Source organism: Pseudomonas sp. LG1E9, assembly GCF_003290225.1.
GTDB classification, from domain to species: Bacteria; Pseudomonadota; Gammaproteobacteria; order Pseudomonadales; family Pseudomonadaceae; genus Aquipseudomonas; species Aquipseudomonas cyclaminis.
Map to the genome: position 1 here is coordinate 426653 of NZ_CP029983.1, position 14582 is coordinate 441234.

The following is a 14582-nucleotide window of genomic DNA, read 5'->3' on the forward strand; positions in this document are numbered from 1 at the left end:
ACCTAAAGAATAAGACAACCCTTTAATTGGTGTCGGAGCGATAAAAATAAACTGTCATCCGTGCCTGCCCCATCAGTAGGCTTGAGCAAAATAATGAATAGAACTCTGACTCACAGGCTGTAGGCCAAATCAAAGCTAAGCGTAAAAGGCCCCTAAGTTAAAATCCCCTACAGTGGCTCGCGCACTTGCGAGCAGCAGCTTAAGACGACAGCCTACACTTCCTACAAACAACGCCTACAGACGTCGCCGGCGACATTCCCGAAGCACAACGCGTTGGCGTCAGCGGTCGATCGTGGCACGATGGTCAGGTTATCGACCGAGACCCCCAAACCATGCCGCAATCCCAAGCCAAGAATCTGTCCCTGATCGCCGCCATCGACCTGGGCTCGAACAGCTTTCACATGGTCGTGGCCAAGGCCCAGAACGGCGAAATCCGCATCCTTGAGCGGCTCGGAGAGAAAGTGCAACTGGCTGCCGGGATCGACGACGCGCGCCAGCTCAATGAAGAATCCATGCAACGCGGGCTCGATTGCCTCAAGCGTTTTGCCCAACTGATCAACGGCATGCCCCTGGGCGCGGTGCGGATCGTCGGCACCAACGCCCTGCGCGAAGCGCGCAACCGTGGCGAATTCATCCGCCGCGCCGAGGAAATCCTCGGACACCCGGTAGAAGTCATCTCCGGTCGTGAAGAAGCGCGCCTGATCTACCTCGGCGTGTCCCACACCCTGGCCGACACCCCCGGCAAGCGCCTGGTGGCGGACATCGGCGGCGGCAGCACCGAGTTCATCATCGGCCAGCGTTTCGAACCACTGCTGCGCGAAAGCCTGCAGATGGGTTGCGTCAGCTATACCCAGCGCTATTTCAAGGACGGCAAGATCACCCCGGCGCGCTACGCCCAGGCCTACACCGCAGCGCGGCTGGAGATCATGAGCATCGAGCACGCCCTGCACCGCCTGACCTGGGATGAAGCCATCGGCTCATCCGGCACCATCCGGGCCATCGGCCTAGCCCTCAAGGCCGGTGGCCATGGCACGGGCGAGGTCAACGCCGAAGGCCTGGCCTGGCTCAAGCGCAAGCTGTTCAAACTCGGGGATGCGGAGAAAATCGACTTCGACGGCATCAAGCCCGACCGCCGCACCATTTTCCCGGCCGGCCTGGCGATTCTCGAAGCCATCTTCGACGCCCTTGAACTGCAACGCATGGACCACTGCGACGGTGCCCTGCGTGAAGGCGTGCTCTACGATCTGCTGGGCCGCCATCACCACGAAGACGTGCGTGAACGCACCCTCAGTTCGCTGATGGAGCGCTATCACGTTGACCTGGAACAAGCGGCACGTGTAGAGCGCAAAGCCCTGCATGCCTTCGACCAGGTGGCCGAGGATTGGGACCTGGAAGACGGTGTATGGCGTGAGCTGCTGGGCTGGGCCGCCAAGGTGCATGAAGTGGGCCTGGACATCGCCCACTACCATTACCACAAGCACGGCGCCTACCTGATCGAGCACTCCGACCTGGCCGGTTTTTCCCGGGAAGACCAGCAGATGCTTGCGCTGCTGGTACGCGGCCATCGCCGAAACATCCCCAAGGATAAATTCGCCGAGTTCGGTGATGAAGGCATCAAGCTGATCCGCCTGTGCGTGCTGCTGCGCTTCGCGATCCTGTTCCACCACATCCGTGGCACCCAGGAAATGCCCCAGGTCAAACTGCGTGCCGATGGCGACAGCCTGGAAGTGATGTTCCCCAAAGGCTGGCTGGATGAAAACCAGCTGACCCAGGCGGACTTTGCCCAGGAAGCGGAGTGGCTGACGCGGGTGGGTTTCAGCCTGAACCTGCGCTGACTCGATCCAAAGAACACCGCAAAAAAAATGTGGGAGGGGGGCAAGTCGAATCGTCGCACCGCCCCTCCCACATTTTCAGACCTTATTGCGTGTCAGTTCACCGCAAGAATCGGGCTGCCCAACTTCTCCAGCAACGTCGCCTGCGCGCTGCGCGGGTTCTGGTTGCCGGTTGGCGTGTTGCGCACGTAACGACCGTCCGACTGCAGGCTCCAGCTGTGGGTATTGTCGGTCAGGTAGCTTTCCAGCTCCTTCTTCACTCGCATGATCAGCTTCTTGCCTTCCACCGGGAAGCAGGTCTCAACACGCTTGTCGAGGTTGCGCTCCATCCAGTCGGCACTGGAGAGGAACATCTGCTCTTCGCCGCCGTTGAGGAAGTAGAAGACCCGCGTGTGCTCCAGGAAGCGGCCGATGATCGAGCGCACATGGATGTTGTGCGACACCCCGACAATGCCCGGACGCAGGCAGCACATGCCACGCACCACCAGGTCGATGCGCACGCCGGACTGGCTGGCCTTGTACAGCGCGCGGATGATCTTCGGATCGGTCAGCGAGTTGAACTTGGCAATGATGTGCGCCGGTTTGCCATCGAGGGCGAACTGGGTCTCGCGGGCAATCATGTCGAGCATGCCCTTCTTGAGGGTGAACGGCGCGTGCAGCAGCTTCTTCATGCGCAAGGTCTTGCCCATGCCGATCAACTGGCTGAACAACTTGCCAACGTCTTCACACAAGGCGTCGTCGGAGGTCAGCAGGCTGTAGTCGGTGTAGAGCTTGGCGTTGCCGGCGTGGTAGTTGCCGGTGCCCAAGTGGGCGTAACGCACAATTTCGCCGGCTTCGCGGCGCAGGATCAGCATCATCTTGGCGTGGGTCTTGAAGCCGACTACGCCGTAGATCACCACCGCGCCGGCCGCTTGCAGACGGCTGGCCAGTTGCAGGTTGGATTCTTCGTCAAACCGCGCACGCAATTCGATCACGGCCGTGACTTCCTTGCCGTTACGCGCGGCGTCCACCAGCGCATCGACGATTTCCGAGTTGGCACCCGAGCGATACAGGGTCTGGCGTACGGCCAGGACGTGTGGGTCCTTGGCGGCCTGGCGCAGCAGGTCGACCACCGGGGTGAAGGACTCGAACGGGTGCAGCAGCAGGATGTCCTGCTTGCTCACGACGCTGAAGATGTTCTCGCTGTTTTGCAGCAGTTTCGGAATCTGCGGAGTGAACGGCGTGTATTGCAGCTCCGGATGGCTGTCCAGGCCAGTGATGCTGAACAGGCGCGTCAGGTTCACCGGGCCGTTGACCTGGTACAGCTCGGTCTCGCTGAGGTTGAATTGCTTGAGCAGGTAGTCCGACAGGTGTTTGGGGCAGGTGTCGGCCACTTCCAGGCGCACTGCATCGCCGTAGCGCCGCGAGAACAGCTCACCGCGCAGGGCACGGGCCAAGTCTTCGACGTCTTCGGAGTCCAGCGCCAGGTCGGCGTTACGGGTCAGGCGGAACTGGTAGCAGCCCTTGACCTTCATGCCTTGGAACAGGTCATCGGCGTGGGCGTGGATCATCGACGAGAGGAATACATAGTTGTCGCCAGCGCCCCCCACCTCTTCCGGTACCTTGATGATCCGTGGCAACAGGCGCGGGGCCGGGATGATCGCCAGGCCGGAATCGCGACCGAAGGCGTCGATACCTTCCAGCTCGACGATAAAGTTGAGGCTTTTGTTCACCAGCAACGGGAACGGGTGCGTCGGGTCGAGGCCGATAGGAGTGATGATCGGCGCGATCTCGTCGCGGAAATAGCGGCGCACCCACGTCTTGATCTTGGTGGTCCAGTGACGGCGGCGGATGAAGCGGACCTGATGTTTTTCCAGCTCCGGCAGCAAAATATCGTTGAGGATCGCGTATTGGCGGTCCACATGGCCGTGCACCAGCTCGCTGATGCGCGCCAGTGCCTGGTGCGGTTGCAGTCCGTCGGCACCGGCTTGTTCACGGGCGAAAGTGATCTGCTTTTTGAGGCCGGCGACGCGGATCTCGAAGAACTCGTCCAGGTTGCTGGAGAAAATCAGCAGGAATTTCAGGCGCTCCAGCAACGGGTAGGACTCATCCAGCGCCTGTTCCAGCACGCGGATGTTGAATTGCAGTTGCGACAACTCGCGGTGGATATACAGGCTGCTGTCATCCAGATTGGTCACCAGGGGCGCCGGCGCCGGCGCTGGCACTTCGGCCACCACGGCAGGCGGGGCCGGCTCCAGCTCGGGAGGTGTCTCGGTGACTTGTTCAACCACCGGGTGAGCGTCTTTTACTGCAACTTCGGAGAGTCCTTCGGTATTCATCGAATGTTCCTGTGAGGGCTATTGTTGCTCTCTAAGCAATTGGGCGGCGCGGGCGGCAAAGTAGGTCAGAATGCCATCAGCCCCCGCGCGTTTAAAGGCCGTCAGGGATTCCAGAATCACCCCTTCACTCAACCATCCGTTCTGTATTGCAGCCATGTGCATCGCGTATTCGCCGCTGACCTGATAGACAAAGGTCGGCACCTTGAATTCATCTTTGACCCGCCAAAGGATGTCCAGGTACGGCATCCCCGGCTTGACCATCACCATGTCGGCGCCTTCGGCCAGATCGGCCGCCACTTCGTGCAAGGCTTCATGGCTGTTGGCCGGGTCCATCTGGTACGAGGCCTTATTGGCCTTGCCCAGATTCAGCGCCGAGCCCACCGCATCGCGGAACGGGCCGTAGTAGGCGCTTGCGTACTTGGCCGAGTACGCCATGATCCGCACATTGACGTGGCCGGCCAGCTCCAAGGCTTCGCGAATCGCCTGGATACGTCCGTCCATCATGTCCGACGGTGCAACCACCTGGGCGCCTGCCGCAGCGTGGGACAAGGCCTGCTTGACCAACGCATCGACGGTGATGTCGTTCTGGACATAACCCTCTTCGTCCAGGATGCCATCCTGGCCGTGGGTGGTGAACGGGTCCAACGCCACGTCGGTGATCACGCCCAGCTCCGGGAAACGCTCGCGCAGCGCGCGGGTAGCGCGCTGGGCAATCCCGTCCGGGTTCCAGGCTTCGGCAGCGTCGAGGGACTTGAGTTCGGCCGGCGTGACCGGGAACAGCGCCAACGCCGGAATCCCCAATTCGACCCAACCCGCCGCCTCTTCAAGCAACAGGTCAATAGTCAGGCGCTCCACCCCCGGCATCGACGCCACCGCTTCCCGACGATTTGCGCCGTCGAGCACAAACACCGGCAGGATCAGATCATTCGTCGTCAGGACGTTTTCACGAACCAGACGGCGTGAAAAATCATCACGGCGATTGCGACGCAGACGAGTGGCGGGGAACAGGCGATTGGCAGGGGTAAAGCTCACGACAGACTCCTGAGCCCGGGTTTACGGGCGAGCGTTGCAGTTATAAGCGGCCATTATGACGAAGGTATGACAGTTGTGCTTATCGATGCGACCTGTAGTCGCATTCGTCGTTTATGTAGGAATTGTTCACTTCGTGACACATCTCGATACTTTCATGAATGTTCACGAAGGCGTAGGCTGCGCGTTCATTTCGCCAGCACCCAGACCATGCTTCAACAATTTCTGCATGACTTCGGCTACTTTGCCCTCTTCCTCGGGACCTTCTTTGAAGGCGAGACCATTCTGGTGCTCGCAGGCTTCCTGGCGTTCCGTGGCTACATGGATATCAACCTGGTGGTGGTCGTTGCCTTCTTTGGCAGCTACGCCGGCGACCAGCTCTGGTATTACATGGGGCGCAAGCACGGCCGCAAGCTGCTGGCACGCAAACCGCGCTGGCAATTGATGGGCGACAAGGCGCTGGAACATATCCGCAAACACCCGGATATCTGGGTGCTGAGCTTTCGCTTCGTCTATGGATTGCGCACAGTGATGCCGGTGGCGATTGGCCTGTCAGGCTACCCGCCACTGCGCTACCTGATCCTCAACGGGATTGGTGCTGCGATCTGGGCCGCGGCCTTGGGTGCGGCGGCTTACCACTTCGGCGCGGTGCTGGAAGGCATGCTCGGCAGCGTCAAAAAGTACGAATTGTGGGTCCTCGGCGCACTGTTGCTGCTGGGCTTCGCCCTGTGGCTGCGCCGCCGCTTCAAGAACGCCCGCATTGCCCGCCAGGCCTGTGCCGACGCCAAGGCCAGGCTCGCAGCCGAGCCGGCCTCGGTCGAAGCGCCTAAGACACCAGTCGAGTAAGCCGGCTTCTACAGCAGTAGAGGCCGATCACGCTGAGCAGGCTGTAACTCAACAGCCCCAGCCAGCCAAGGTGGCTGGCCGGCCACAGCCCGACCTGCGGCGCCAGCCACACCAGCGGCACATTCAGCGCCAGGCGCGCCAGCTCGGCCTTCAAGGCCCACGGGCGATTCTCCAGGGCCACGCCCAAAGTAAACAACCCCAGCGCCATCCCACTCCAGCCCAAGACCAACGCTGCCGTGGGCAAACCCTCGCCGACATTCATCAAATAGCTGCCAAACCCCACATATGCCGCAAACTGCAGGGCGATGTACACCTGTTGGCGCACGTCCAGCGGCACTTCGAATTTTCGGAACTGGCTCAAGTCGGGCTTGGCCAGGGGGTATTTGGCCTGCACGTCCGCCGGGCGCCAGCCGGTGCGCATGAACCAGATGCGCAGCTTGTCCCACTTGCTCTCGGTACGCCGTGCATCGCTCCACAGCTGCGCATAGAACTGCAGGTTGGCCCACAGCGGGTTCCAACTGGCCAGGGGCGTGGTCACGCCGAAAACCACCGGTTCGTTGTCGTCTTCTTCCTGGAAGGTGCCGAACAGCCGGTCCCAAAAAATGAACACCCCGCCATAGTTGCGATCCATGTAGAGAGCGTTCTGTGCATGGTGGGCCCGATGATTGGACGGCGTGACGAAGCACCACTCGAACCAGCCGAGCTTGGGCACATGGCGGGTGTGCACCCAGAATTGATAGAGCAGGTTGAGGGACGCCACGCTGATGAACACCACCAGCGGCACGCCGAGCACGGCCAGAGGCAGGTAGAAGACCCAGCTCAACAGGAAACCCGTGCTGGTCTGGCGCAGGGCGGTGCTGAGGTTGTAGTCCTCGCTCTGGTGGTGCACCGAGTGCGCGGCCCACAGGATGTTGCGCTCGTGGCCCATGCGATGCAGCCAGTAGTAGCAGAAGTCGTAGAGCACAAAGGCGAAGACCCAGGACCAGACGCTCTGGGTCGGCAGCTCGATCACGGCCAGGTGCTTGAGGGCGAATGCGTAGGTCAACAGTCCTACGCCCTTGGTCAACAGCCCGGTAGTGGTGGACAGCACGCCGGTGCTGAGGCTGTTGATGGCGTCCGCCACCCGGTAGTTGCGCTGACCACGCCAACGGTCGGCGAGCAGCTCCACTACGATCAAGGCAATGAAAAACGGTACCGCGTAAGGCACGAAGTCCATGGGCTAGTCCGATCTATTTTTGTTACATCAAGATTAGGTGCAGAGGCGTGAGATCCCATTGGCAACAGGTTACAAATTAGTAGACATTTAACGCCAAGACTCCAGGAGAAATGCCCATGAGCAAAAAGATTGCAGTGATCCTTTCCGGCTGCGGCGTGTATGACGGCGCAGAGATCCACGAAAGCGTGATCACCTTGCTGCGCCTGGACCAGCGCGGCGCTCAGGTCCAATGCTTTGCCCCCGACATGCCACAGTTGCACGTGATCAACCACCTCACCGGCGAAGAAATACCCGAGTCGCGCAATGTGCTGGTGGAATCGGCGCGCATTGCCCGAGGCGAGGTGAAAGACATCAAAGAGGCCAATGCCGAAGACTTCGATGCGCTGATCGTGCCCGGCGGGTTTGGCGCGGCCAAGAACCTGTCGGACTTTGCGGTGAAAGGCGCCGAGTGCAGCGTCAATCCACAGGTGTTGGCACTGGCCGAAGCCTTTGCCGAGGCCGGCAAGCCGGTGGGGCTGATCTGTATTTCACCGGCCCTGGCTGCCAAGATCTACGGCCCCGGTGTGACCTGCACCATTGGCAACTGTGCCGACACTGCCGCCGCACTGGACAAGATGGGCGCCATCCACCAGGAGTGCGCGGTTGAAGACATCGTCGAAGACAAGGCGCGCAAGCTGGTGAGCACTCCGGCTTACATGCTCGGCAAGAGCATCAGTGAAGTGGCCTCGGGCATCAACAAACTGGTGGATCGGGTGCTGGAGCTGACCCACGAAAACGACTGACCCGCTCACACAGCACTCAATTGTGGTGAGCGGGCTTGCACCCGCGCGAGACAAGCTCGCTCACCACAGGAGTCAGGCCGGGCGCATCAACTTAGTGAGGATGCGGTCCAGGGCATTGGCGAACGCCTGCTTATCCTTCTCACTATGGGGCGGTGGCCCGCCGCCCATCTGGCCTTGCTCACGCAGATCGGTGAACAGGTTACGCACCGCCAGGCGCTCACTCATATTCGCGGGGCTGAACTCCTTGCCCCGTGGGTCAAGCGCCGTGACGCCCTTCTTGACCAGGCGATCGGCCAACGGCACATCGCTGCAGATCACCAGTTCGCCGGGCACGGCGTGTTCCACCAGGTAATCATCCGCCGCGTCCGGGCCGCTGGGCACCACAATCAGCTTCACACAGGCAAAGCTCGGCTTGATCTGACTCTGCCCGGCCACCAGCACCACCTCGAACTGGCGCTTGAGGGCAAACTTGACCACCTGGTCCTTGGCCGCCCGAGGGCAGGCGTCGGCGTCGATCCATACCCGCATGATCAAGCCGCCACGCGGCGTTTTTCGGCCAAACGGCTGCGGCCATACAGCACCACAATCGCCAGGATCGCCACCGCCTGCGCGCTCAACGAATAAGCGTCGGCGTGGATGCCCAGCCAGTCGAAGTCAAAGAACGCCACCGGCCGCGTGCCGAAGATGCCGGCTTCCTGCAACGCCTTGACGCCATGCCCGGCGAACACCACCGACAGTGCGCACAGCAGCGCTGCGTTGATGCCGAAGAACAGCGCCAGCGGCAACCTTGCCGAACCGCGCAGGATCACCCAGGCCAGGCCCACCAGCAGCACCAGCGCTGTGGCGCCGCCAGCCAGCACAGCGTTGTGCCCGGCCGGCCCGGCTTGCAGCCACAGGGTTTCGTAGAACAGGATCACTTCGAACAACTCGCGGTATACCGAGAAAAACGCCAGCACGGCGAAACCGAAACGCCCACCACCGCCCACCAGGCTGCTCTTGATGTAGTCCTGCCACGCAGCTGCATGGCGGCGGTCGTGCATCCACACGCCCAGCCACAGCACCATCACACTGGCGAACAGGGCCGTGCAGCCTTCAAGCAATTCGCGCTGGGCGCCGCTCACGTCAATCACGTATGCCGCCAAGGCCCAGGTGGCCAAGCCCGCCAGCAGCGCCAGGCCCCAGCCGACGTTAACGCTGCGCACCGCCGATTGCTGGCCGGTGTTACGCAGGAAGGCGAGGATCGCCGCCAGCACCAGAATCGCTTCCAGGCCTTCGCGCAGCAGAATCAGCAGACCCGAGATGTAGCTCAACGACCAACTCAAGCCGTCGCTGCCCAACAACCCGGCGGATTCGGTGAGTTTGCCTTTGGCGACGTCCAGGCGCTGCTGCACCTGCTCAAGCGGCAAGCCGTCCTGCAGCGACTGCCGATAGGCCATCAGGGCCTTCTCGGTGTCCTTGCGCACGTTGGCGTCGACGTTGTCCAGGGAGCTTTCCACCAGCTCGAAGCCTTCCAGATAAGCCGCTACGGACAGGTCGTAGGCTTGTTCGTGGTCGCCATTACGGAACGCGGCGAGGCTCTTGTCCAACGTCGTCGCGGTGTAGTCGAGCAACTGCGCCGGGCCACGCTTGACCTGCGGCGGCTGCGCCCGCTGGGCGCGGAAGGTGGCGGCAGCGGCCGGGCCGTTGGCGGCCAACACTTCGTTGGGGGTTTGGCGTGCCAGATCGGCGAGGTTGAAGGGCTGCTCACTTTTTGCCGCCGTGGGGTCAGCGGTGAAGCCGGCGATGTAAGTGGCCAGGTCCCAGCGCTGACGGTCGTCCAACTGGTCGGCGAAGGACGGCATATCGGTGCCTTCGACGCCCAGGCCCAGGGTGTTGTAAATCGCGTAGAGGCTCAGGCGATCCAGCCGCGTGGCATCCCGCAGGTTGGCAGGCGGCGGCGTCATGCCCACGCTCGCCGGGCCATCACCGGCGCCGGCCGTGCCGTGGCATACCGAGCAATGCTGGGCATAGAGCGGTGCGCCGCGTGTCGGGTCCGGCGTGATGACCGGGGCCTGGCTGACTTCATACGCCACAGCCAGCTTCGCGCCCAACTGACGGGCCTGACGAGCGACAATCGCGCCGTCCTCGTGCGCTTTGACGGCTGACAGTAACTCATCAACATCCTTGACCAACTCGGCGCGCTCAGGCTTTTGCGGCAAGTCCGCCACCAGCCCCTGCAACACCCCGAGAAACTCCACCTGCTCGCGGTATTCCGAATCATCCACCACCTTGCCCGCCTCCACCGTCGGCGGGTAGTCAGCGCCAATGTAGTCCAGTAAATGCAGGGCTTGTGGCGCGCCTTCGGCAGTCGCGGCCAACAGGTTGAAGCTGCACGACATCAACGCCGGCAACAACAGCCAGGCGAGAAAACGGAAGGGGGCAGTCATGAATGAATCTCAAAGGGAAATACGAAGTAACACATTGTTAGGGCTTCAGGGGTTTGACTCAAGCCGTAAGTGATCTGGCGTGGTCAAGCACGACGACTTTAACGCGAAGTGGTGGCATTTTTGTGGGCAGCATCACGGCAAAAAGCCATTGTTTTGCCAGTAACGGCGCCTATAATGCCGCGCCCTGTTAGTGCGAAAGGGAATTTCATTCCTCGTTTTTATGAGGAATTACCACACCGGCTGACTACTTTCAGGGAAGAAGCTGCATGGCACTTCGCGCCTTACCTCCGCTCGCGCTCGTGGCGGTCACCTTGCTCTCCGGCTGTTCGATGTTCCGCAGCTACGACTCCGAGCTGCAAGCCACCAACCAGCAACTGGCCAGTGGCAATGTCGACAGCGCCTTGACCCTGCTGGAAAAGAACAACACTGGCGAAGACAAGGACCTTCTGTATTACTTCGAGAAAGGCGAGTTGCTGCGAGCCAAGGGCGACCTGACCGGTAGCCAGACCGCCTGGCGCAGGGCCGACCTGCAAGTCTACACGTGGGAAGAATCGGTCAAGTTCGACAGCGCACGGTACCTTTCCCAGTTCGGCAGCTTGCTGGCCAACGACAAAGTGCGTCGCTACGAAGGCTACGATTACGAAAAAGTCATGCTGACCACCCAGATGGCCCTGAACCTGCTGGCCCTGAATGACTTCGACGGTGCACGCACCGAAATCAAGAAAACCCACGAACGCGAAGCCGTGATCGCCGACCTGCGCGACAGGGAATACCTCAAGCGCGAGGATGATGCCGAGCGCCAAGGTGTGACCACCCAGATGAAAGACCTGAGCGGTTACCCGGTGGAAGCCCTCAACGCGCCGGAAGTGGTCGGCCTGAAAAACAGCTACCAGAGCGCCTTCAGCCATTACCTGGCCGGTTTCGTCTACGAAGCCCTGGGTGAAAAAGACCTGGCCGCGCCTGGTTATCGCAAGGCTGCGGAGCTGCGCCCTGACACCCCGCTGCTGGAAAAGGCCCTGCTGGATCTCGACAAGTCCAAGGTCGGCGCCGATGAAACCGACGTGCTGATCGTGGTCCAGAGCGGCCTGGCGCCGGCCCGCGATTCGATCCGCCTGCCGCTGCCAATCCCGATCAACGGCAACCTGGTGATCACCCCGCTGTCTTTCCCGGTGATCAAGGCCGACCGCTCCACCGCGACCTTCACCCAGATTGGCGTCGACGGCCAGCAACAGAACCTCACGGCCCTCAATAGCACCACAGCCATGTCGCGCCGAGCCCTGCGCGATGACATGCCCGGCATCATCCTGCGCACCACCGTGCGTGCGGTCACCCGTGGCGTGGCACAAAACAACCTGAACAGGACCAATCCCATGGCGGGCCTGGTGCTGGGCATCGCCTCGGCCGTGACCGAAGGCGCCGACACCCGCACCTGGCGCACCCTGCCGGACATGACCCAAGTCGCCCGCCTGCGCCTCAAGCACGGCGAGCATCAGGTCAGCCTGCCCAACGCCCTGGGCGGCACGCGAGTGATGGTCAAGGCCGACCAGCGCTACCAGGTCATCACCCTGCGCGTGGTCGGTAACCAGGTGTTTGCCGGCGGTCTTGCGGCGCATGTGGTGCCGAGCACGCCGCCCCAGGCCATCGCCACCCTCAAACAACCTTAAGGAGTACGCTATGCGTCGTTTCATCCTCGGCGCCCTGGCGCTGATCCTGCTCGCCGGCTGCGCCACCCCGCCGCCGCCGGAACCCGGCAGTGCCGCGAGCAAAATCGTGGTGATGGGCAAGTTCAAGGGCATCGCCGTCGGCGCCATTCGCGTCGCCCGCGAGAACGGCTTTCTCACCGCCAAGGTGCAGTTGAGCAATATCACCAGCAGTAACCAGACCCTGTATTACCGCTTCGCCTGGCTGGGTGCCGACGGTTTCCCAGTGGGCGATGAAGACACTTGGAAGGTGCTGAACCTTTACGTCAATCAGGCCACCTTCCTGCCGGCCATCGCCAATCTGCCCCAGGCAGCGGACTTTCGCCTCGAAGTCAAAACCCCTTGAGCCGTCCATCCTTCTTGAGAGATTTCTCCATGTTTGCACGCGTTTCGATGCTCGCCGTGGTGGCCGTCCTGGCCAGCGGTTGCTCCAATACTTCGCCCGTGTTGGGTAGCAAGAACATCAACTACGGCGATACCAAGGCCGTGGAAACGGTCACCAACGAGTTCGGTTCCACCGACCTGCAGATGATCGCCGAAAGCATGACCCGCTCCCTGGCCCAGTCCGGCATCCTGCAAGGCCGCCCGGTGGTGCAGGTGTATGACGTGAAGAACAAGACCAGCGAGTACATCGACACCCGCGAGATCACCACGTCGATCAAGACCCAACTGATGAAGACCGGTACCGCGCGCTTCGCCAGCGACAACACCGACATGCAAAGCCAGGTCGACCAGCTGAAACTGCAGAACCAGAGCGGCCTGTACAAGAAGTCCACCGTGAGCAAGACCGGCAACATGATCGCGGCCAAGTACCGGCTGGAAGGCTCCATCAGTTCCATCGTCAAGCGCAGCGCGGACTACAAAGACGTGTTCTACAAGTTCAGCCTGCAACTGATCGACGTCGAGAGTGGTCTGGCCGAATGGATGGACGAAAAAGAAATCCGCAAGACCACGGAGCGCTAAGCAATGCGTGCATGGATCGGTTTGATCGGCCTGCTGTGCGCCTTTGGCGCGTCGGCCGCGCCGAAGATCGCGGTGACCGACCTGGCCTACGAGGCGCGGGTTGAGGAATACATCCACCAGGTCTCGGCCAGTAACAATTTCCAAGCCAGCAGCTACCAGGCCAGCGGCGCGGCGAGCTACAGCGAGTACGAAAGCCGCAACAGCTACATCGAGCAGACCGAGCTGCGCAAATTCAGTGGCGACATCAAAGGCGAGATCCTCAAGTCCCGCCAGTTTCAACTGGTGCAGGGCACGCCTTACACCGCCGATGCCAAGGGCGACGTCTACGACGTGATCAAGCGCATCAAGGCCGGCCACTTCAAGGGCGCGGACTACGTGCTGTTCGGCACGCTGTCAGACATCGACTTCACCCAGGACATCAACGCGCTTGACCACACCAACAGCTACTCGGCGGTGCTGGGCCTGACGCTGGTGGCGGATTTCAGCCTGATCAACACCCGCACCTTTGAAATCACCTCGGCGTTTACCGCCATGGGCGAAGGCCAGGACACCAAACTGGTGAGCAGCCGTGACCAACGCATAAGCCTGAACCGGCCACGGGTGGTGAAGGAAGTGTCGAAGACGTTGGGTGAGGATGTGGCGCGGCAGTTGGCGGAGCAGTTGGGTGGCGGCTATCAAGCGCCTGGCCAGCCGGTGTTGCGTAATAACCTGCCAAGGGATGAAGCGCCGAAAATACTGCGCTGAGCCCAAGCTTCACAACCAACCACAAAATCAATGTGGGCGGGGGCTTGCCTCCTCCCACACTTTGATTGCGTTTCGTCAGCTCAAGCCGTTGCGCGATGCAGGCTGGCGAGGAAGCCCGCTGCCCCCACAAACAACCCCGCAAACGTGCGGTTCACACGCTTCTGCTGCTTCGGCGTGCGCAACAGGCGCAGCACCTTGGATGCCAGCCCCGTGTACCCCGCCATCACAATCATATCGACGCTGATCATCGTCGCACCCAGGATCAGGTACTGGATCAGCAACGGTGCCTGCGGGTTCACGAACTGCGGCAGTACCGCCAGCATGAACACCAGGGCTTTCGGGTTGCTGGCGTTGACCAGAAAACCGCGGAACATCATCGCCATCGGTTTGCCGATCGCGCGTGGCGCGGCGTCATCGCTCATGTCCATGGGCAAGGCGCGCCATTGCTTGACGGCCAAGTACACCAGGTAGGCCACGCCGAACCATTTGATCGCATAAAACGCGGTGGACGACGCCGCCAGAATCGCACCCAGACCACCCGCCACCACGGCAATCTGCATCGCCAGGCCCAGTTGCAGGCCAATGGCGTTCCAGTAACCGCGCACAAAACCATATTGCAGGCCGCTGGACATCGAGGCGATGGCACCGGCGCCAGGGGAAAGGGAGATGATCCAACTGGCCAGGAAAAAGGCCAGCCACGTATCGAGTGCCATTGCACACCTCGGG

At 61.4% G+C, this 14582-nt stretch carries 13 protein-coding genes; 7 read left to right on the forward strand and 6 right to left on the reverse strand.

What is annotated here, in order from left to right; genetic code table 11:
* Positions 1-332: 332 nt before the first annotated feature.
* On the forward strand, positions 333-1835 hold the full coding sequence (gene ppx / locus DNK50_RS02225; RefSeq protein ID WP_160385030.1) for an exopolyphosphatase: 1503 nt from the start codon (positions 333-335) through the stop codon (positions 1833-1835).
* A gap of 92 nt (positions 1836-1927) precedes the next feature.
* Here ppx and ppk1 read toward each other — a convergent pair whose 3' ends face one another.
* Positions 1928-4150 (reverse strand): polyphosphate kinase 1, encoded by a 2223-nt coding sequence (gene ppk1 / locus DNK50_RS02230; RefSeq protein WP_112192727.1) that lies wholly within the window; start codon positions 4148-4150, stop codon positions 1928-1930.
* 18 nt (positions 4151-4168) lie between these two features.
* The gene (gene hemB, locus DNK50_RS02235) at positions 4169-5182 is read right to left on the reverse strand and encodes a porphobilinogen synthase (protein WP_112192728.1); all 1014 of its coding nucleotides are present in this window, start codon (positions 5180-5182) and stop codon (positions 4169-4171) included.
* A 207-nt stretch (positions 5183-5389) separates the two neighbouring features.
* Between hemB and DNK50_RS02240 the strand changes: the two genes are divergently transcribed.
* Positions 5390-6025, forward strand: a complete 636-nt coding sequence (locus DNK50_RS02240; RefSeq protein WP_099585956.1) for a DedA family protein — start codon at positions 5390-5392, stop codon at positions 6023-6025.
* Here the strand turns inward: DNK50_RS02240 and DNK50_RS02245 are convergent.
* The gene (locus DNK50_RS02245; protein ID WP_112192729.1) at positions 6006-7241 is read right to left on the reverse strand and encodes a sterol desaturase family protein; all 1236 of its coding nucleotides are present in this window, start codon (positions 7239-7241) and stop codon (positions 6006-6008) included. The genes DNK50_RS02240 and DNK50_RS02245 overlap by 20 nt on opposite strands.
* Positions 7242-7357: 116 nt before the next feature.
* Between DNK50_RS02245 and elbB the strand changes: the two genes are divergently transcribed.
* Positions 7358-8023, forward strand: a complete 666-nt coding sequence (gene elbB, locus DNK50_RS02250; protein ID WP_099585958.1) for an isoprenoid biosynthesis glyoxalase ElbB — start codon at positions 7358-7360, stop codon at positions 8021-8023.
* A gap of 72 nt (positions 8024-8095) precedes the next feature.
* Here the strand turns inward: elbB and DNK50_RS02255 are convergent, their stop codons facing one another.
* On the reverse strand, positions 8096-8551 hold the full coding sequence (locus DNK50_RS02255; protein ID WP_112192730.1) for a YaiI/YqxD family protein: 456 nt from the start codon (positions 8549-8551) through the stop codon (positions 8096-8098).
* A gap of 2 nt (positions 8552-8553) precedes the next feature.
* Positions 8554-10449, reverse strand: a complete 1896-nt coding sequence (locus DNK50_RS02260; protein ID WP_112192731.1) for an FTR1 family protein — start codon at positions 10447-10449, stop codon at positions 8554-8556.
* 266 nt (positions 10450-10715) lie between these two features.
* Here DNK50_RS02260 and DNK50_RS02265 point away from each other — a divergent pair, with 266 nt between their 5' ends.
* From DNK50_RS02265 to DNK50_RS02280, 4 genes are read left to right on the forward strand one after another with little or no spacing between them, the layout of a single operon-like run.
* Entirely contained in the window at positions 10716-12113 is a 1398-nt protein-coding gene (locus tag DNK50_RS02265) for a COG3014 family protein (RefSeq protein ID WP_112192732.1), read from the forward strand.
* A gap of 10 nt (positions 12114-12123) precedes the next feature.
* The gene (locus DNK50_RS02270; protein ID WP_112192733.1) at positions 12124-12495 is read left to right on the forward strand and encodes a YcfL family protein; all 372 of its coding nucleotides are present in this window, start codon (positions 12124-12126) and stop codon (positions 12493-12495) included.
* Positions 12496-12524: 29 nt separating this feature from the next.
* A complete protein-coding gene (gene lpoB / locus DNK50_RS02275; RefSeq protein ID WP_099585963.1) occupies positions 12525-13112 on the forward strand; it encodes a penicillin-binding protein activator LpoB in 588 nt (195 codons plus the stop codon).
* Positions 13113-13115: 3 nt separating this feature from the next.
* Positions 13116-13856, forward strand: coding sequence for a penicillin-binding protein activator LpoB (locus tag DNK50_RS02280; RefSeq protein ID WP_099585964.1), 741 nt, complete (start codon positions 13116-13118; stop codon positions 13854-13856).
* A gap of 80 nt (positions 13857-13936) precedes the next feature.
* Here DNK50_RS02280 and DNK50_RS02285 read toward each other — a convergent pair whose 3' ends face one another.
* Positions 13937-14569 (reverse strand): LysE family transporter, encoded by a 633-nt coding sequence (locus tag DNK50_RS02285; protein ID WP_099585965.1) that lies wholly within the window; start codon positions 14567-14569, stop codon positions 13937-13939.
* Between the last annotated feature and the right edge of the window lie 13 nt (positions 14570-14582).